Origin of the sequence: uncultured Pseudoxanthomonas sp., from assembly GCF_947498795.1 — a bacterium.
GTDB lineage: Bacteria > Pseudomonadota > Gammaproteobacteria > Xanthomonadales > Xanthomonadaceae > Pseudoxanthomonas_A.
Genome location: NZ_CANMLQ010000004.1, coordinates 1 through 18,697, shown reverse-complemented (window position 1 = coordinate 18,697; position 18,697 = coordinate 1). Strand labels below are relative to the sequence as shown.

Genomic DNA, 18,697 nt, shown 5'->3' with positions numbered 1-18,697 from the left:
CTGATGTGCTTTATCCGCACTTATCCGCCGTGATCCGTGCCGAAAGGTTTCTACACGGCAGCGTTCGCGACTCACGTCGCTCCCACAGCGATTGAGCGAATTCATGGCGCACGCTAAAAAAAACCCCGCCGAAGCGGGGTTTCTTGCTACGCGGCCTGCACGATATGCAGCGACCTGGGATTGCGCCACAGGCCCAACAGTTCCGCCTCGCGCGCCTTGGCCGCGTGCAAGTGCTTCTCCTTGACGTGACCGTAGCCGCGGATGTGCTCCGGGATGCTGGCGATCTCCACGGCCAGCCCCAGGCGGTCGGCATCCAGCGCGCCAAGCAGTTCGTCCACCGTCCTCGCGTAGTCGGCGATCAGCTGCCGCTCGCCCTTGCGCTCTTCGGTATAGCCGAACACGTCGAAGGTGCCGCCGCGCAGGAAGCGCAGCTTCGCCAGCAGGCCGAATGCCTTGAACATCCAGGGGCCGTACTCCTTCTTCATCAGGCGGCCGTGCGCATCCTTCTTGGCGAACAGCGGCGGTGCCAGGTGGAAGTGCACCTCGTAGTCGCCATCGAACTGTTGCTGCAGGCGTCGCTGGAAGTCGCCGCTGGTGTACAGGCGCGCGACTTCGTATTCGTCCTTGTAGGCCATCAGCTTGAAGAAATAGCGGGCCACCGCCTCGGTCAATGCGGTCGAACCCGGCGCCTTGATGTTCTCGGCGGAGCGGACCTTCGCTACCAGGTCGGCGTAGCGGTTCGCGTAGGCGGCATCCTGGTACTCGGTGAGGAACGCCGAACGCCGGGCGATCAGCTCGTCCAGCGAGCGCGACAGGCGCAGGTCGTCGAGCGGCAGGAATGCGACGTTGTCGCCGCTGCCGGTAGCGCCTTCCGGCAGACCGCGCAGTTCGCTTTCGTTGCCCGGATTGCGGGGTGCGCTGTTGGCGCCCCATTCGCTGCTTTCCCATTCGCCCGGGGGAAGGATCTGCAGCGCCCCCGGCGTGCGCTCGCTTTCGGTCTGCGTGTTGCGGATCAGGCCGGCGGCTTCCTGCACGGCCTGCGGATTCACCACGGCCAGGCGGCCCCACGCGAAGGCGGTCTTGTTCATCTCGATCGCGGCGCCGTTGAGCTCCACCGCGCGCATGATGGCCTCGAACGAGATCGGCACGAGGCCCTGCTGCCAAGCGTAGCCCAGCATGAAGAGGTTGCTGCCGATCGCGTCGCCGATCAGCGCGGTGGCGATCTGGGTGGCATCCACCAGCATCGGCTCGCGGCCGCCGAGGGCGACCTTCACGCCCGCGATGATGTCGGCGGCCGGGAACTGCATGTCCGGATGCGTGGTGAACGTGCCCGGCATCGCTTCGTAGGTGTTCAGCACCACCTGCGAGCGCTCGCCGCGCACCTTCGACAGCACCCAATAGTCGTTGACCACCACCATGTCGCAGCCCAGCACCAGGTCGGCCTCGCCCGCGGCGATGCGCACGGCGTGGATGTCCTCCGGGGTGCGCGCGATGCGGATGTGCGTGGTCACCGCGCCGCCCTTCTGCGCCAGGCCGGTCTGGTCCAGGACGCTGGCGCCCTTGCCTTCCAGGTGGCCGGCCATGCCGAGCAGCGCGCCGATGGTCACCACGCCGGTGCCGCCGACGCCGGTGATCAGGATGTTCCAGGGCTGGTCGAGGTCGGACTTGAACGCCGGCGCCGGCAGCGCGGCCAGCAGGTCGGCGGCATTCGCTTTCTTGCCCTTGCGCGGCGTGCCACCGTGCACGGTGACGAAGCTGGGGCAGAAGCCGTCGACGCAGCGGAAGTCCTTGTTGCAATTCGACTGGTCGATCTCGCGCTTGCGGCCGAACTCGGTTTCCTTCGGCAGCACCGACACGCAGAAGCTCTTCACGCCGCAGTCGCCGCAGCCTTCGCAGACCAGCGTGTTGACCATCGTGCGCTTGGCAGGGTCCGGCAGCTTGCCGCGCTTGCGGCGGCGGCGCTTCTCGGTGGCACAGACCTGGTCGTAGATCAGGATGGAGACACCCTTCACCTCGCGCAGGCGGCGCTGCACGTCGTCCAGTTCCTTGCGGTCGAAGAACTCGACGCCGGACGGGAAGATCTCGCGCTTGCTCCACTTGCCGACTTCATCGCTGACCACGACGATCGTATCGACGCCCTCGGACCGCATCATGTGCGCGATCTGCGGCACCGACAGCGTGCCGTCCACCGGCTGGCCGCCGGTCATCGCCACCGCGTCGTTGTAGAGGATCTTGTAGGTGATGTTCACCCCGGTGGCGACCGACTGGCGCACCGCCAGCGAACCGGAGTGGAAGAACGTGCCGTCGCCGAGGTTCTGGAACACGTGCTCGGTCTCGGTGAACGGTGCCTGCCCGGACCACGTCACGCCTTCGCCGCCCATGTGGGTGAAGGTGTCGGTGTCGCGGTCCATCCATGTGACCATGTAGTGGCAGCCAATGCCGCCGAGCGCGCGCGAGCCTTCCGGCACCACGGTCGAGGTGTTGTGCGGGCAGCCCGAGCAGTAGTGCGGCACGCGCGGGAAGTTGGCGCGCGGTAGCGCCATCTCGGCTTCCTTCTCTTCCATCCAGCGCAGGCGCTGCTCGATGGACTCCGTCGTGAAGAAGCGCTGGATGCGCTTGCCGATCACGCCGGCGATGGTGGCCGGGGTCAGCTCGCCGGTGGACGGCAGGATCCATTCGCCGCCTTCGTCGTACTTGCCGACGATGGACGGACGTGTACCGGCGCTGGCCGGCCAGTTGTAGAAGTATTCCTTCATCTGCCGCTCGATGAAGGCGCGCTTCTCCTCCACCACGACGATGTCTTCCAGCCCCTTCGCGAATTCGGTGATGCCCACCGGCTCCAGCGGCCAGGTCATGCCCACCTTGTAGACGCGGATGCCGATGTCGGCGCAGGCCTGTTCGTCCAGACCCAGGTACTCCAGCGCCTGCAGCACATCCAGGTAGCTCTTGCCGGTGGTGACGATGCCGAGGCGCGCGCGCGGCGAGTCCAGCACGATGCGGTCCACCTTGTTGGCCCGTGCGAAGGCCTGCGCCGCGGCGACCGCGTACTTGTGCAGGCGCATCTCCTGGTCCAGCGGCGGATTCGGCCAGCGGATGTTGAGCCCGCCGGCGGGCATGGCGAAGTCTTCCGGCAGCAGGATCTCGCGCGCGAACGGGTCCACCTGCACCGAGGCCGACGATTCCACCGTCTCGGCGATCGTCTTGAAGCCGATCCAGCGGCCCGTGTAGCGGCTCATCGCCCAGCCCACCAGGCCCAGGTCCAGGATGTCCTGCACGCCGGCCGGGTTCAGCACCGGCATCATCGCGCTGACGAACTCGTCTTCCGAGCCGTGCGGCAGCGTCGAGCTGCGGCAGTTGTGGTCATCCGCGGCCAGCGCCAGCACGCCGCCGAACTTCGAGGTGCCCGCGGCATTGCCGTGCTTGAACACGTCGCCGCAGCGGTCCACGCCGGGGCCCTTGCCGTACCACATGGCATACACGCCATCGACCTTGGCGCCCGGGAACAGGTTGGTCTGCTGCGTGCCCCACACCATCGTGGCGCCGAGGTCCTCGTTCAGGCCAGGGGTGAATTTCACGCCCGCGGATTCGAGGTGCTTGCGCGCGCGCCACAGCTCCAGGTCGAAGCCGCCCAGCGGCGAGCCGCGGTAGCCGCTGATGAAGCCGGCGGTGTTGAGGCCCGCGGCCTGGTCGCGCAGCCGCTGCATCAGCGGCAGCCGGACCAGTGCCTGCACGCCGCTCAGGTAGATGCGCCCGTCGGTGCGCGTGTACTTGTGTTCCAGCGTGTAGTCGCTGTCGATCGCTCCGAGCTGCGGCAGGTTGGCGGACGAGGGCGAAGTCAGTTCGGCGGTGCTGGTCATGGCGGGCCCGTGAAAGCGGCTGGCGGGGCCCGAAATCCCCTCGGGCGTGAAGGCGCGCATTGTAACAGCGGCCTTTTCTGTGACGCGGGTCACTTCGTCGTTGTGCGTTGCAACGGTTACGATGGGGTTCGGGGAAACATCAAGTGTCAGGGGAACGTACGTGAAATCCGGTAAATACTTGCTGCTGGCCGCCGTGCTGGCTTCCATGGCCTTGTCCGCGCACGCGCAGAACGTGCCGAAGCCCAAGGAGTTCTATTTCGACGAAGACAAGTCGACGGCCAGGCAGATCGTCGTGGTCCCCGGCGAAGGCGAGGCGCAGGTGCAGGCGCTGGTCCGCGAGCGCGAACGCGGGCGGCGCCATATCGAGGCGACGGCGCAGCTCGCGCACATCGCCGCCAGTGAAGGGCGGACAGAGCTGGCGGGACAGCTCTATCAGCAGACCGTTGCCGCGACCGAGGCCAAGGGCACGGTAGGCCGGGCCGTCCGCTGGAACTATGCGTGGGACCTGTACCGGGCGGGCCAGTTCGAACCGGCGTTGGTGCAGTGGTCCGAGATCGTCACGGCCTACGGATCGCCTTCCTGGGCGCCCCCGACGCTGGCGCTGGTCCTGTGGCGGCTCGACCGCAAGCAGGAGGCCGTCGCATGGTTCGGCGCCGCCGTGCGCACCGAGCCCAGCGTGTGGGTCGATGCGCGCAACTTCGCGACGCAGTTGCCCGACTGGCGACAGGAGGACCGCGACACTCTGGCGGAAGTGCTCGGCGCCTGGCAGGCGAATCCGCCGGTCTGGCCGTAGTCCAGCGCGTAAGATCGGCGGGTGAAGGTGCGCACCGCGCACCATCCTCCTCCCCTGATGCGCATCCTTGCTTCGTTCTGCATTGCGACGGCGTTGAGTGCCGCCGCCGGTGTTCCCGCCGCATCCGCCGCCGACCGCATCGCCGGGCGCGCGTTCGCCACCCGTTCCGATGTGATCGCGCCGCACGCGATGGCGGCCACCTCGCATCCGCTGGCCACGCAGATCGCGCTCGACGTGATGAAGCAGGGCGGCACCGCGATGGATGCGGCCATCGCCGCCAACGCGGCGCTGGGCCTGATGGAGCCCACCGGCAACGGCATCGGCGGCGACCTGTTCGCCATCGTCTGGGACCCGAAGACGAAGAAGCTGCACGGCTACAACGGCTCGGGCCGTTCGCCGAAATCGCTGACGCTCGATTACTTCAGGCAGCAGGGCATCACCGACATCCCCGCGCACGGGCCGCTGCCGGTCAGCGTGCCGGGTGCGGTCGATGGCTGGTTCGCGCTGCACGACCGCTTCGGCAAGCTGCCGATGCGCGACGTGCTGGCGCCGACCATCCGCTATGCGCGCGACGGCCACCCGGTCCACCAGACGATCGCCTACTACTGGGAGCGCTCGGTGCCGCGGTTGTCGAAGTTCCCCGGCTTCAGCGAGCAGTTCACGATCGGCGGCCGCGCGCCGCGCACCGGCGAGCTGTGGAAGAACCCGCACCTGGCCGACACGCTGCAGAAGATCGCCGTCGGCGGCCGCGACGCTTTCTACAAGGGCGACATCGCGCGCACCATCGACACGTACTTCAAGGCCAACGGCGGCTTCCTGTCGTACGAGGACATGGCCGCCCACCACGGCGAATGGGTCGAGCCGGTCAGCACCAACTACCGCGGCTACGACGTGTGGGAGCTGCCGCCGAACGGGCAGGGCATCGCCGCGCTGCAGATGCTCAACGTGCTGGAGGGTTACGAATTCAGCAGGATCCCCTTCGGCAGTCCCGAGCACGTGCACCTGTTCGTCGAAGCGAAGAAGCTGGCCTTCGCCGATCGCGCGCGCTGGTACGCCGATCCCGCCTTCCAGCCGGCGCCGGTCGCGCGCCTGATCTCCAAGCCGTACGCGCGCGAACGCGCCAAACTCATTTCGCCCGACAAGGTGCTGCGCGAAGTGCAGCCCGGCACGCCGAAGGAACTGGAAGAAGGCGACACCATCTACCTGACCGTCGCCGACAAGGACGGGATGATGGTCTCGCTGATCCAGTCCAACTACCGCGGCATGGGCAGCGGCATGGCGCCGACCGGCCTGGGCTTCATCCTGCAGGACCGCGGCGAGATGTTCGTGTTGCGCGATTGCGACGGCGCCACGCCGCATCCCAACTGCTACGCACCGGGCAAGCGCCCGTTCCAGACGATCATTCCGGCTTTCATCACGAAGGACGGGCAGCCCTGGGTCAGCTTCGGCGTGATGGGCGGCGCCATGCAGCCGCAGGGCCACGCGCAGATCGTGATGAACCTGGTCGACTTCGGCATGACCTTGCAGGAAGCCGGCGACGCCCCGCGCATCCAGCACGACGGTTCCACGGAGCCGGTCGGCAGCGCCACCGCGATGACCGACGGCGGCGTGGTGCAGCTGGAATCCGGCTACCCCTACGAAACCATCCGCGCGCTGATGGACAAGGGCCACCACGTCGAATGGGCCCTCGGCCCCTACGGCGGCTACCAGGCCATCAAGCGCGACCCGGAGACCGGCATGTACTACGGCGCCAGCGAAAGCCGCAAGGATGGGCAGGCGGCGGGGTATTGAGGAATTGCGGGCGTGTTTTCATAGGTAGGGGTGAACGGAGTGAACCCCAAGATCGCAGCGACCAAACATCCATCTGTTGGGTTTCGCTAGCTCAGCCCAACCTATCGCACTGTCTACGGGTAGAGACCAGGGCAGCACTTCCAACACGTGAATTCGTACAGGTGAGCAAGAATGCTGTATGCCGTGGCCGACGTCGTAGATCGTTCTCTGGCACGAAAAAACGCGTTGGAGCTGGCAACGTTGCTCGGCGCGCGTTCATCCTCGCAACAACGCAACGTTGTCGGCGAGCCGACTTGCCCTTACAAGGTTCGACTTAATACAGACGCTTTCTGGTTTGGTGTTGGCGTATCGGATGCGTCGTATGTCGTCGCCGGAAACTGGAGAGGGACGTTTGGGAACGAAGGTTGCTTCGGAGCCTCGTTGAAAACGCTTAGACCGGGAATGAGTCTCCGACTGGAAGGAGCTTCAAGAGAGCTCGGCGTACCGGTGTACGTAGCCAATCATGCCCAGGCCCCCAAGATCGCAGCCGCCCTTTGTTCGCCTACATGCCGGCCAATCATTCAGCAGATCCAATGGTCGGCGCTGAAGACCATGTTTCTGAGTCCAGTACAGATCCATGCGATAGGAGACTTCCGAACATCGGAGCAATGCGCCATCCAAGTGACCGTGCTCCGCGACCTGTTGCTTGCGTTTAGCAGTTCCCGCAACGCGTAGGATGGGTGGAGCGAAGCAGTTTTCAGTGGCGGAGCCGGTCTACCCATCATCTGCTCCTACTCAACCCATCCGCCGAACCCATCAAGTTCAAGGAGCACCATGGAGGCCGATCCTGTCCTTCGCCAATTCGTGGAAACCATGGCCCGGGAACATGGGCTTACGATCTCCTACGACACGCATTACGACGCAGGCAACTGGCGGCTCTCGTGGTGGGAGGGTGGTGTGCGGCACGCGATCGATGTCCAGGGATATCCGGATGGCTGGATCGAAGTGTCGCGTCTTAGCACGCGCTACCCCGCGCTACCAAAGCTGCTGGCATGGGCGCGTCGTACGTTACCCATGTTCCCGCGTTGGGAGCGCACGGAGCACAAGGCATTGGCGAGACTGCCTTGGCCAGGATCGGTTGAGGATGTGCGGAGCGCGATCGAGTCGGAACTTCTTGGACGTTCGCGTGCTGTGCAAGCCACCGAGACACAGCCGTAGCTCGTAGGGGGCCTCGACCCACCCTACGTAGTCTTTGTGGATCCAACGTCTCCCGGCGCGTGTGTTGCCTGATCGTGGAGAATGTCCGCCACGGTGGGCCAAGGCCCACCCTACCCATTCACGAGGCACACGCATGGCCACGCTCCCCGCCCTCCCCGAACTCACCCCCGGGCTCTATCGCCACTACAAAGGCAACGACTACGACGTGGTCGCCGTGGCGCGGCACAGCGAGACGCTGGAGCCGGTGGTGGTGTATCGCGCGCTGTACGGCGAAGGTGGCCTGTGGGTGCGGCCGTATGCGATGTTCTGCGAGAACGTTATCGTGGACGGACAGCCGGTGCGTCGCTTTGCGCCGGTCGGGTCCGCGCAGGAGTGAAGTGCGCATGGGACGGTGGTCGAAACTCCGGGCCTGGATGAATCGCGACGATGGGCGGTTCTACCGGGTGGGCAATACCTCACTCGGTCCATTGAGCATCATCGGTGGACTTGCTGTCATCGCCTCGTTGATCTTGTCGCAGCTGCTCCGTCATGCCGATCTGCATGTGGCTTGGCCGATTGCGGTGGGAATCGTTGGCGTCGTGTTGTGGTTGCTTGGCGGCTCCCGCGACGAACCCCACGATGACACCTGACCGCTTCGGCATCGTCAAACATCAATGACGCAAGCTCTGACATGACCACCTACATCGCCCTACTCCGCGGCATCAACGTCGGCAAGGCCAAACGCATCGCGATGGCGGACCTGCGCGCGCTGCTGGAAGGGCTGGGCCACGCGGATGTCGCCACGCTGCTCAACAGCGGCAACGTGGTGTTCCGCTCCGGCAAGAAGACGCCGGCGAAGATCGCGGCGGAAATCTCCGCCGCCATCGCCGCGCAGCTCGGGATCGACGTGCCCGTCATCGTGAAGTCGGCGAAGGACCTGGCCACGATCATCGACGACAACGCGCTGGCCGATGCGGCCGCCGACCCGTCGCGCCTGCTGGTCGCCTTCGTGCAGGAGGCCGATGCACTGCCGGTGCTGTCCGCCATCGCACCGCACGTGGTGCCGCCGGAACAGTTCCTGCTCGGCAGCGAAGCCGCCTATCTGCATTGCGCGCGCGGCATCCTCGAGAGCAAGGCCGGCGAGGCGCTGGTGGGCAAGGCCGGCAAGGCCGCCACCACGCGCAACTGGGCCACCGTGCTGAAACTGCAGGCGCTGGTGGACAAGATCGGTGCCTGACCTCCTTCCCTTACCCGGCCGACGCCATCACCCATGACGATCACCCGCTTCCGTGTGTACCTGATCGTCTCCGTAATCCTCTCCCTCGCGACCATCGCCACGGTCTTCCTGCCCGACGGCTACTCGTCGACACTGGCGGAGGCGTATGCCAACGAACCGCCGCCGTGGTTGTTCCGGCACGAAAACGTGGCGAGCGGAGTAGGGGTCGTGGCGCTGGCGCTCGTGATCGCGGGGTACGTGGGCCTCTTCATGCTGAAGCGTTGGGGTCGCGCGCTGTCGCTGGGCATCACCGTGCTCGGCTTTCCCCTCTATCTGCTGGCGGGCCCCACGCTGTTGTCGCCCGTCGAAGCGATGCTGACCGATGCGTCGACGCTTATCTGGGGCGTGTGCCTGGCGTTGGCGTACCACTCGCCGGTCGCGACGTGCATCAAGACAGGAGTCGCTTCAAGCGCGTCATCCTGACAGGCGTGCATTCACTGGAAGCAGTCTGAGGAAGCCTGTCGGATGCGAAGAAAATCGTGGATCTCCGGCTTGGCGCTAGGCATGGGTGTGCTGATCTACCTCGCCGTGCCGTTCGCCTACGCTCCTTACCTCTTCAAGCGCCTTCCACATGCAAGAGTCACCCGCGTGGATGTGATCTACATGCACGCCTATGGCTGGCTGCTCGGGGCATGCCAGGACAATGCTTACAGCCGCATCGTCCGGGGGTATCTGGCGAATCAGTGCCAGCGACGACCCGGGCGCTTTGTGCCGCCGCCAGAACGTGTGGCATGCGGTAGTTGATCTCCTGCAGGCAGGTTCGCGTCGCCCGGAGAAGCGCAGCACGCGGAGGGTGCGCCTCGGCCACCTTTGTCTGCGGCCGTGTGGGAGCGATGCAAGTCGCGATGAGTCACCGCAGAGGCGTCATCGCGACTTACGTCGCTCCCACAGCGGAGTTCACTGACCTCCGCTTTGCTACAGATCGAAGCCCAGCAGCAGCGGGTCGTGGTCGGAGCTGCGGAACGGCACGGTGGGGTCGCCGTCGGCGTAGCCTTGCGCGTCCTGCTCGTCGGCGTTGATGTGCCACTCGGCGGCACCGCGCAGCTGCTTCGCCAGTGATGGGCTGAGCAGGGCGTGGTCGAGGCGGCCGCTGAGGTCGTTGTAGACGTAGCTGTAGGGCTGTTCGATGCCGGCCTGCTTGAACGCATCCACCCAGCCGGCGTCGTCGCGTAGCCAGCGCACGGGCGCTTCCATCGCGTAGGCATTGAAGTCGCCGAGCATGACCACGCGGTCGCTGCGGGTGCGGGTGGGATCGGTCTTCAGCCACGCGTCGAGACGCTGTGCCGAATCCAGGCGCAGCGCATTCCAGCACCCCGCGCCGTCCTTCTGGTCGGCGTCAAGGCCGGTGGCTTCGGAGCAGCCCTTGGACTTCAGGTGGTTGGCGACCACGACGAAGGGTTTGCCGGTGCCGCGCACGAAGGCCTGCGCCAGCGGGCTGCGGCTGCGTTCGCCGAACGGGCCGGCCTGCAGCGTGGCGGGCTTGCCGGTGGGCGTCACCTTGTCGCTGCGGTAGATGATGCCCACGCGGATCGTGTCCGGGCCGGGGCCCTGCTTCGCATCGATGAAGCGCCACGTGCCGCCGTCGGCGTTCAACGCGGCGACGAGCTGGGCGAGGCTGGAGTCGGCGCCGTAGCCGTCGTTCTCCAGTTCCATCAGCGCGGCGATGTCGGGATCGAGCCCGCGGATGGTGCCGACCAGCTTCTGCACCTGCGCCTGGTACTGCGCCGCGGTCTTGGCGCCGCGTTCGGTGGGGAAGCCGCCCCCTTTGCCGTCGCCGTTGAACAGGTTTTCCAGGTTGAACGCGGCGATGCGCACGGTGCCGGCGATCTGCGGCGCGGCCGGGCGTTCCGGTGCGGCGATTGTCGGTGCCACGGTGAGCTGCAGGCGCCACCCGCCGTGGCGCGCATCGACGATGCCCTGCGCGCCGGTCAGCACGGTGCCGGTGCGCAGTGGCTGGTTTTTCTTCACGTACCAGACGGTGGCGGGGTCGCGTTGGGTGCTGCCGTCGTCCAGCACCAGGGTGCGGCGCGCGTTGTCGGCGGCCAGGCGCTTGGCGTCGGCGCTGCCGGGCACGGCGACTTCGCTGGGTTGCCACAGGCGGCCGCCGAAGCTGGTGGTGAGTTCGCCGAAACGGCCCAGCGCGTCGGTACCGCTCAACGTGAGCGGGGCGTCGATGCGGACGAGCATGCCTTCGTAGCGTTCCCAGTCGGCGGGCTGGGCGGTCAGCACGGTGGGTGCGATGCGGCCGGTGCCGCGCGACTGGATCACCGGCGCATGCAGTGCCGTCAGCGTGTCGTCGCCGCCGGCCTTGCGCTCGCCGACGATGCCGCGCACGCGGATGCGGTCGCCCGCGGTGAGAAGCGGGGCGGGCGTACCGTCTTCGAAGGCGACGAACAGCGCGTCGGACGTCGTCGCCTTGCCGTCGCCGGCGTCCTGCACGAACACGCCGCCCAGGTTGGCGAAGGCCGTGGTGACGACGCCTTCGACGGTGACGGTCTGCCCGTCCAGCGGGCTGCGCGCGCCTTCGCCCTGCACGTCGCCGATCGGCACGATGCGCTCCTTCGGCGTGGCGGCGCAGGCGGGCAGCGACAGCGAGGCGAGCAGGGCGAGCGTGAGCAGCGAGCGGGGAGACGTCATCGTGATCGGACCGGGCGAGCGAGGCGGCAAGGGTAAACGGAATGGGTGACGGGCAGGTTTTCCGCGCGAGGCTGGACGGCGTGCTTCCCCTCGCCCCGTGACAACGGGGAGAGGGTGCCCGGAGGGCGGGTGAGGGGCGCCGGCGCCGCGGCGTTGGAAGTTCGCCGTGATGCGTCGAGCGCGGGGGGCAGGCCTGGACCGTCGGAATCGGTCTCCGTTCGCCCCTCATCCGCCTTCGGCACCTTCTCCCCGCAGGCAGGGAGAAGGAAAGCGGTTGAGATTCCCCACGACACAAACAAAAACGCCGCCCGCAGGCGGCGTTTCATGGAAGGCGCGAGGCCTTACTTGCTGTTGGCCAGCATCCAGTCGACGGTGGCGTGGATCTGCTCGTCGGAGATGGCCGGGTTGCCGCCCTTCGGGGGCATGACGCCGCCGTCCGGACCGGTGAAGCCTTCGATCGCGTGCTTGTACAGGGTGTCGACGCCCTTGCTGGCGCGTGCGCCCATGCCGGCAGCGGTCAGCATCGGTGCCTTGCCGACGCCGTTGGTGTGGCAGGCGCCGCACAGGTTCTTGTAGATCTCGCCACCGTCCAGCGTGCCGCCGTAAGCGACCTGGGAGGAGGCAGCCGCCGCGGCGGCCGCGGCGGCTGCCGCTTGGGCCGCAGCACCGGTTTCACCGGCATAGACCGCGCCGGCCGGGGCAATGCGGGCCTCGGTGATCTGCACGGCCTTCGGATTCACTTCCGGCGGCAGGCTGTCGTGCAGGAAATACGCACCGACGATCAGGCCGGCGGTGACCAGCATCAGGAAGCCGATCACCATCGAGAAATGCTTGAGGAATTCGAGGTCGTAGTTACGCACTTTCCACCTTTGGCAGCACGGCCTCAGGGCCGCGCATGGCTACGAAAACGGGGGCCGACGGACAACGCGCTGCGCGATCCAGGCGGGGCCGGGCGCCGGAACGCCGCGGGCAAGGCCGCATTATAAGCAGTGAGGCCGTCTTTGCCTCAACAAGGGCGGTAGGGTGCTCACTGCGCCAGGTAGACCTGCAGCGGCGCGCGCAGGGCCTGCAACACCCCGCGGATGGGGTAGCCGGCTCCGGCGCCTTGGCCCGACAGCGCCTGCTGCAATACCTGTCGCTTCTCGCCGCCTTCGATATGGAGATACAGGTGGCCGGCGTCGCGCAGCATCGGCAGGGTGAGGGTGATGCGGGGCTCGCCCGCCCCTGGCGCATGCATCGGCAGTACGGTCGCCGGGGTGGCCGGATCCATGGCGTCGACCAGGCGGTCGCCGCCGGGGAAGAACGAGGCGGTATGCCCGTCGCCGCCCATGCCCAGCACGACCACGTCCAGCCTTGCCGGCAGGGCCGCCGCGATATCCGCCAGGGCCTCGTCCGGAGTGGGGGTGGCACGGTGGAGCGGAACGAAGTGCGCATCGGCAGCGGCGTGCTGCAGCAGGTGTGCCTTCACCAGGCGGGCATTGGAACGGTCATGATCGTCGGGTACCCAGCGCTCGTCGACCAGCGTGACGGTGACGTTGGCCCAGTCCAGCGGCTCCTTCGACAGCGCCTGCAGGAAGCGCCGGGGAGTGCTGCCACCCGACAGCGCGATGCTGGCATGGCCACGCGCCACGAGCGCGGTCCGCAGGTCGTCGGCCACGGCGCGTGCAAGTGCAGTGGCGACGCTGTCGCCATCGGGGAAGGGGTGCAGCTGGATCTGCAGCGAGAGATCGGTGGGGGGCATGGAGCGACTCGGGAGTGGGGGCTTCCCGGGGGAAGGCAGGTCGGCGTGTGGGCGCCAGGAAAGCCCCGCCTGGGCGGGGCCGGCGACGTCAGACGGTGTCTTCGTGCCAGGTGCGGCCGTCGCGCTCGACCAGGGCCACGGCGGCGCTGGGACCCCACGAACCGGCGGTGTAGGGCTTGGGCGTCTCGCGCCCGGCCTCCCAGGCGGAGAGGATCGGGTCGATCCAGGCCCATGCGGCCTCGACTTCGTCTCGGCGCATGAACAGGGTCTGGTTGCCGCGGACCACGTCCATCAGCAGGCGCTCGTAGGCTTCCGGCTGATGCACGCCGAAGGCCTCGGCGAAGCTCATGTCCAGCGGCACGTGCTGCAGGCGCAGGCCGCCCGGGCCCGGGTCCTTGATCATGATCCACAGCTTCACGCCTTCGTCCGGCTGCAGGCGCAGCACCAGCTTGTTGCCCATCACCGGGCCGGCGCTGTCGTCGAAGATGGAATGCGGGATCTGCTTGAACGCGATGACGATCTCCGAGACGCGCTCGGCCAGGCGCTTGCCGGTGCGCAGGTAGAACGGCACGCCGGCCCAGCGCCAGTTGTCGACTTCGGCCTTCAGCGCCACGAAGGTCTCGGTGCGCGAATCGGGCTTGCCGAGTTCGTCCAGGTAGCCCGGCACCGCGGCGCCGCTGCTGGCGCCGGCGCGGTACTGGCCACGCACGGACAGGTGGCCGACGTCTTCGCCGCGGATCGGCTTGAGCGAGCGCAGGACCTTCAGCTTCTCGTCGCGCACGGCGTCGGCCTGCAGGGCGGCCGGGGGTTCCATCGCCACCATGCACAACAGTTGCAGCAGGTGGTTCTGGACCATGTCGCGCAGCGCGCCGGAGGTGTCGTAGTAGCCGGCGCGCTTCTCCAGGCCGACGGTTTCGGCCACGGTGATCTGCACGTGGTCGATGCGGCTGGCGTTCCACAGCGGCTCGAACAGGATGTTGGCGAAGCGCAGCGCCAGCAGGTTCTGGACAGTCTCCTTGCCCAGATAGTGGTCGATGCGGAAGATCTGGCTTTCGGCGAAGGCACTGCCGACGGCATCGTTGATGACCGCGGCGCTGGTCGAGTCGTGGCCGATCGGCTTCTCGATCACCACGCGCGCGTTGCCGGTATTCAGGCCATGGGCGCGCAGGCGGTCGCAGATGTTCACGAACAGCGTGGGGCTGGTGGAAAGATAGAAGACGCGGATGCGATCGCCGGTGGTCTGCAGGCGGGCGGCGAACTCGTCCCAGCCCTCGTCCTTGGTGGCATCCAGGGCCATGTAGCCCAGCTTGTCGAGGAAGGCAGGCAGCTTGGCCTTGAGCGCTTCGTCGCCGCTGGCGATGCGGGCCAGCGCCTCGCCGACCTTCGCCCGGTATTCGGCATCGCCCTGCTTGTCGCGCGCCACGCCGAGGATGCGGCTCTCTTCCGGAATCTGGCCGTCGGCATAGCGTCGCAGCAGGCCCGGCAGCAGCTTGCGCAACGCCAGATCGCCGGTGCCGCCAAAGATGACGAGATCGAAGGTATCGACAGGCAAGGTCTTCGCAGTCACGGGAGCGTCTCGGTGCAACAGGAATGAGCGATCACAATACCACCGGAGTACCACGGGATGCCAACAGGTCCGCTAAGTGAAAGGATTGTTGCGGTATTGGTACGGCACTGGTATTTTTATTGTCATGCAAACGAACCTGCTCGAGGAATACCAGCGGCTGCAGACCGGTGAGTCCACCCGGGCAGTGGCCTACCTGCGCCTGCGTCGCGCGCTGCAGAACCTGATGGATGCTGGGGTGCTGCGGCCTGGACAGGCGCTCCCCAGCGAACGCGACCTGGCCCAACTGCTGGACCTCTCGCGGGTGACCATTCGCAAGGCGTTGGCCGGCCTGATCGAAAATGGTCTGCTGGTGCAGCGACAGGGGGCCGGCACGTTCGTGGCCGAGCGGATCCTCCGCCAGTTCTCACGCCTGACCAGCTTCACCGACGACCTGCGCGAGCGTGGTCTGAATCCGCAGGTGAAGTTTCTCGAGCGCACCGTGGGGGAAGTGACCCCCGAAGAATCGATGGCGTTGAACCTGTCGCCGGGCAGCGGCGTGGTGCGCATGTACCGTTTGCGGCACGTCGACGGATCTCCGATCGCCATCGAACGCACCCTGGTGCCGTACGCGCTGTTGCCGGATCCAGACAGCGTGACCACCTCTTTATATGAAGCGCTGGACGCCTATGGCCATCGGCCCAAGCGGGCCCTGCAGCGACTGCGGGCCGTGGCGCTGGATGAAGAGGCTGCGCGCCACCTCGAGCTGCCGGTGGGTGCGCCAGGCCTGCTGGTCGAGCGGCGCGCCTTCCTGGAAGACGGTCGGGTCGTCGAATCCACCCGGTCCTACTACCGGGGCGATGCCTACGACTTCGTCGCCGAGCTGCAGAGCGACTGATTCCCTGCCGGCCAGGCCGGCCATTCCCCGGGTTTGCTGTCCCTGCCTGTCCTGAACGGATGAGCGGGGTGGGCCTGCGTGCGTGGGCTTTTTCTGCCGCTTGTCTGTCGCAGCGGGCCACTGATCGGCCGCGGCGGCATTCTGGCGCCGGCATGCGCTGCTTCTGTGATGAAGTTCACGCGCTTACCTATTGACGTCAATGAGTTGACGTTAAATTAAAGTAAAGATGTAATAGAGATCTCACTTTAGTGTGAAAGATGTCCGCTTCGGGGTGTGAAGCGCGATTTGTGACGTGCGCACCAATTCGACCGGCCGAGTGGCCGTCGGGGAGCGCACCGACTTTCAAGACAGCCTTGGGGGAGGCAGTCCCGGCTGGCTTATCTCCCGATCCAGCGCAAGGGACCACCGTGCACGTTTCAACTCGATTCCGCCGTCTTGCCCGGAAGGGCCGCTCACTCCTTGTAGTGGGGACGCTGGCCGTCTGGGGCACATTCACGGCACCGGTCCTTGCGCAAACCCAGGTCACGAACACTGCCAACGTCGCGTTGCCGGCGGGCATCGTCGATACCAACACGGCCAACAACACGTCCAGCGTGACGGTGGGGGTTCTGGCGCTGCCCCGCCTGACCCTGGTCAAGCAGGTTTTCAATGACAACGGCGGTACCGCGCTGGCGACCGCCTGGACACTCACTGCCACGGGGCCGTCCACCACCATCTCGGGAGCGACCGGCACGGCGGCCGTCACCTCGGTCGCCGTACCTGCCGGCTCGTATGCGTTGACGGAGACCGGCGGTCCCGCCGGCTACACGGCAGCGACATGGAGTTGCGTCAAGAATGGTGGCGCGGCGGTGGCGGCCAACACGGTCAGCCTGGTCGGCGGCGATGTCGCCACCTGCACCATCACCAACAACGACCAGGCTGCGACGCTGACGCTGGTCAAGACGGTCATCAACGACAATGGCGGCACGGCCACGGTCGGCAACTTCCCGCTGACGGCGACCGGTCCCACGACCATCACGGGTGTCTCCGGCACGGCCGCAGTCACCAATGCCTCGGTCAATGCCGGCGTGTACACGCTGTCGGAAGTGACGGCCGCGGGCTACGTGGCGGGCGCGTGGAGCTGCACCGCCGGCACGCTGTCTGGCAACCAGCTGACCTTGGCGAATGGCCAGAGTGCGAGCTGCTCGATCACCAATAACGACCAAGCTGCAACGCTGACGCTGGTCAAGACGGTGGTGAATACGGGCGGTGGCGCGGCGACCATCAGCGACTTCCCGCTGACCGCGGCCGGTCCGACGACCATCAGCGGTGTGAGTGGCACGGCGGCAGTGACCAATGCCTCGGTCAATGCGGGCGCGTATACGTTGTCGGAACCGACGGTCGCCAATTACGCGGCTGGCAGCTGGAGTTGCACGGCCGGCACGCTGTCCGGCAACCAGCTCACGCTGGCCAATGGTCAGAGCGCAAGCTGCTCGATTACGAATACCTTCCAGCCCGCTCCGTCGCTTGCGCTGGACAAGACAGCGTCGCCGACGACCGTGTCGGCCGCGGGCCAGACGGTCACCTACTCGTTCCTGGTGACCAACACGGGCAACGTGGCGATCACGAGCCTGCAGATCAACGAGACTGCGTTCAGCGGTACCGGAGCGGCGCCGATCATCAACTGTCCGGTCACCACGCTGGCGGCGGGTGCGACGACGACCTGTAGCGGCACGTACGTCGTCACGCAGCAGGACGTCGACGCCGGCACGATCACCAATACGGCAACGGCGTCGGGGACCAACCCCGCCGGCGGCACGACGACTTCGCCGCCGGATACTGCCACGGTCGCCTCGACCGCCGCACCGTCGCAGAGCCTGCTCAAGGCGCTGACGGGCAATGCGGACGGTGATGCCAGCGGCACGGTGAGCGTCGGCGACGTACTGACCTACACCGTCACCATGACGAACACCGGCAACACGACCCTGACCGGCGTGGTGGTGAGCGACAGCAAGATCACGCCGAACACGATCGCCTGCGCCAGCGTGGCGCCGGGCGGTACCTGCGTGCTGACGGGCAGCTACACGGTCACGTCGACCGACGTGACGGCGGGGAATGTCAGCAATACGGCGGTCGTGACCAGTCCTGTCTGCCCGGTAGGCAACACGACGGCTGCGTGCACCACCACGATCGTGACGCCGGTCGTGGCGCCCAGGGTGGAATACTTCAAGTCGGCTGACACGTTGGGTCCGGTGGCTGTCGGCGAGACGATCACGTATTCCCTGACGGCAGTCGTGGCCAACTCGCGCTTGGTCAATGCGCTGGTGCTCACCGATACCCTGGGCACAGGCCTGACATTCGGCGCCGTCACCAGTCAGACGCCGCCGGGCGCTTATACGGTCGACGCTGGTGGAGCGCCCGCCATTGCGTTCACCCTGCCAGCAGGCACCCTGCCGGGCACGTACACGGTGGTGTACACCACGACGGTGAACGACCAGGCCGTCGTGGCAGTGACCAACCTGGTGACGGGCAACCAGGGTGGTTGTCAGATCGACAACGTTTGCGATACCTACACGCCGGTGACGGCGCCTGCGGTGAGCTACAGCAAGTCGGCCAGCACGACCGGTCCGGTGGCGGTGGGTGAGACGATCACCTACACGCTGACGACGGTGGTGGCGAACTCGCAGACCACGTCGGTGACGACGCTGACCGACACGCTGGGCACGGGCCTGACGTTCGGTGCGGTGACCAATGCCGGTGCGTACACCTGCAACAGCACCAACCCGCTGGTGTGCACGCTGCCGGTGGGCACGCTGCCGGGCACCTACACGGTGACCTACACGGCGACGGTGAATGACCAGGCCGTGGGCACGGTGGACAACGCCGTGGTCGGCACCAACGCGACCTGCACGACGAACTGCGGCACCAGCACGCCGGTGACGGCGCCTGCGGTGAGCTACAGCAAGTCGGCCAGCACGACCGGTCCGGTGGCGGTGGGTGAGACGA

14 protein-coding genes and 1 pseudogene are annotated in these 18,697 nt (G+C 66.7%); 10 read left to right on the top strand and 5 right to left on the bottom strand.

Annotated elements, in window-relative coordinates; all coding sequences use genetic code 11:
• Nucleotides 1–146 precede the first annotated feature (146 nt).
• A complete protein-coding gene (locus tag Q0907_RS11080) occupies nucleotides 147–3,857 on the bottom strand; it encodes an indolepyruvate ferredoxin oxidoreductase family protein (RefSeq protein ID WP_299344572.1) in 3,711 nt (1,236 codons plus the stop codon).
• A 160-nt stretch (nucleotides 3,858–4,017) separates the two neighbouring features.
• On the opposite strand from Q0907_RS11080, the gene Q0907_RS11075 reads away from it, so the two are divergent.
• The 8 genes from Q0907_RS11075 (at nucleotide 4,018) to Q0907_RS11040 (ending at nucleotide 9,637) form a co-directional block, all read left to right on the top strand.
• Nucleotides 4,018–4,650: a tetratricopeptide repeat protein gene (locus tag Q0907_RS11075; RefSeq protein ID WP_343125236.1), complete on the top strand. Its 633-nt coding sequence runs from the start codon at nucleotides 4,018–4,020 to the stop codon at nucleotides 4,648–4,650.
• Between the two features lie 57 nt (nucleotides 4,651–4,707).
• Complete coding sequence (gene ggt / locus Q0907_RS11070) at nucleotides 4,708–6,441, top strand: gamma-glutamyltransferase (RefSeq protein WP_299344571.1); 1,734 nt, start codon at nucleotides 4,708–4,710, stop codon at nucleotides 6,439–6,441.
• Between the two features lie 171 nt (nucleotides 6,442–6,612).
• Nucleotides 6,613–7,155, top strand: coding sequence for a hypothetical protein (locus tag Q0907_RS11065; protein WP_299344569.1), 543 nt, complete (start codon nucleotides 6,613–6,615; stop codon nucleotides 7,153–7,155).
• Nucleotides 7,156–7,771: 616 nt separating this feature from the next.
• On the top strand, nucleotides 7,772–8,014 hold the full coding sequence (locus Q0907_RS11060; protein WP_299344567.1) for a DUF1653 domain-containing protein: 243 nt from the start codon (nucleotides 7,772–7,774) through the stop codon (nucleotides 8,012–8,014).
• Nucleotides 8,015–8,051: 37 nt separating this feature from the next.
• Entirely contained in the window at nucleotides 8,052–8,267 is a 216-nt protein-coding gene (locus Q0907_RS11055) for a hypothetical protein (RefSeq protein ID WP_299344565.1), read from the top strand.
• A 41-nt stretch (nucleotides 8,268–8,308) separates the two neighbouring features.
• On the top strand, nucleotides 8,309–8,854 hold the full coding sequence (locus Q0907_RS11050) for a DUF1697 domain-containing protein (RefSeq protein ID WP_299344562.1): 546 nt from the start codon (nucleotides 8,309–8,311) through the stop codon (nucleotides 8,852–8,854).
• 33 nt (nucleotides 8,855–8,887) lie between these two features.
• Nucleotides 8,888–9,316: a hypothetical protein gene (locus Q0907_RS11045; protein ID WP_299344559.1), complete on the top strand. Its 429-nt coding sequence runs from the start codon at nucleotides 8,888–8,890 to the stop codon at nucleotides 9,314–9,316.
• 81 nt (nucleotides 9,317–9,397) lie between these two features.
• Nucleotides 9,398–9,637, top strand: a complete 240-nt coding sequence (locus Q0907_RS11040; protein WP_299344558.1) for a hypothetical protein — start codon at nucleotides 9,398–9,400, stop codon at nucleotides 9,635–9,637.
• A gap of 171 nt (nucleotides 9,638–9,808) precedes the next feature.
• Here Q0907_RS11040 and Q0907_RS11035 read toward each other — a convergent pair whose 3' ends face one another.
• The 4 genes from Q0907_RS11035 to zwf all read right to left on the bottom strand — a co-directional run bounded on the left by Q0907_RS11035 (nucleotide 9,809) and on the right by zwf (nucleotide 14,838).
• The gene (locus Q0907_RS11035) at nucleotides 9,809–11,530 is read right to left on the bottom strand and encodes an ExeM/NucH family extracellular endonuclease (protein ID WP_299344555.1); all 1,722 of its coding nucleotides are present in this window, start codon (nucleotides 11,528–11,530) and stop codon (nucleotides 9,809–9,811) included.
• A gap of 341 nt (nucleotides 11,531–11,871) precedes the next feature.
• On the bottom strand, nucleotides 11,872–12,390 hold the full coding sequence (locus Q0907_RS11030; RefSeq protein ID WP_299344552.1) for a c-type cytochrome: 519 nt from the start codon (nucleotides 12,388–12,390) through the stop codon (nucleotides 11,872–11,874).
• A gap of 167 nt (nucleotides 12,391–12,557) precedes the next feature.
• Nucleotides 12,558–13,271: a 6-phosphogluconolactonase gene (pgl, locus tag Q0907_RS11025; protein WP_299344549.1), complete on the bottom strand. Its 714-nt coding sequence runs from the start codon at nucleotides 13,269–13,271 to the stop codon at nucleotides 12,558–12,560.
• Between the two features lie 88 nt (nucleotides 13,272–13,359).
• A complete protein-coding gene (zwf, locus tag Q0907_RS11020) occupies nucleotides 13,360–14,838 on the bottom strand; it encodes a glucose-6-phosphate dehydrogenase (RefSeq protein ID WP_299344546.1) in 1,479 nt (492 codons plus the stop codon).
• Nucleotides 14,839–14,962: 124 nt separating this feature from the next.
• Between zwf and Q0907_RS11015 the strand changes: the two genes are divergently transcribed.
• Both Q0907_RS11015 and Q0907_RS11010 read left to right on the top strand, forming a co-directional pair.
• On the top strand, nucleotides 14,963–15,712 hold the full coding sequence (locus Q0907_RS11015; protein ID WP_296281493.1) for a GntR family transcriptional regulator: 750 nt from the start codon (nucleotides 14,963–14,965) through the stop codon (nucleotides 15,710–15,712).
• A 464-nt stretch (nucleotides 15,713–16,176) separates the two neighbouring features.
• A pseudogene (locus Q0907_RS11010) lies at nucleotides 16,177–18,697 on the top strand (hypothetical protein); the annotation flags it as partial.

Excerpts from the sequence above, each read along its gene's own strand:
- Q0907_RS11065 (WP_299344569.1), top strand. The coding sequence starts at position 6,613 with ATGCTGTATGCCGTGGCCGACGTCGTAGATCGTTCTCTGGCACGAAAA.
- Q0907_RS11045 (WP_299344559.1), top strand. The coding sequence starts at position 8,888 with ATGACGATCACCCGCTTCCGTGTGTACCTGATCGTCTCCGTAATCCTC.
- Q0907_RS11035 (WP_299344555.1), bottom strand. The coding sequence starts at position 11,530 with ATGACGTCTCCCCGCTCGCTGCTCACGCTCGCCCTGCTCGCCTCGCTG.
- ggt (WP_299344571.1), top strand. The coding sequence starts at position 4,708 with ATGCGCATCCTTGCTTCGTTCTGCATTGCGACGGCGTTGAGTGCCGCC.
- Q0907_RS11080 (WP_299344572.1), bottom strand. The coding sequence starts at position 3,857 with ATGACCAGCACCGCCGAACTGACTTCGCCCTCGTCCGCCAACCTGCCG.
- pgl (WP_299344549.1), bottom strand. The coding sequence starts at position 13,271 with ATGCCCCCCACCGATCTCTCGCTGCAGATCCAGCTGCACCCCTTCCCC.
- Q0907_RS11050 (WP_299344562.1), top strand. The coding sequence starts at position 8,309 with ATGACCACCTACATCGCCCTACTCCGCGGCATCAACGTCGGCAAGGCC.
- Q0907_RS11055 (WP_299344565.1), top strand. The coding sequence starts at position 8,052 with ATGAATCGCGACGATGGGCGGTTCTACCGGGTGGGCAATACCTCACTC.
- Q0907_RS11040 (WP_299344558.1), top strand. The coding sequence starts at position 9,398 with ATGGGTGTGCTGATCTACCTCGCCGTGCCGTTCGCCTACGCTCCTTAC.
- Q0907_RS11060 (WP_299344567.1), top strand. The coding sequence starts at position 7,772 with ATGGCCACGCTCCCCGCCCTCCCCGAACTCACCCCCGGGCTCTATCGC.
- Q0907_RS11015 (WP_296281493.1), top strand. The coding sequence starts at position 14,963 with ATGCAAACGAACCTGCTCGAGGAATACCAGCGGCTGCAGACCGGTGAG.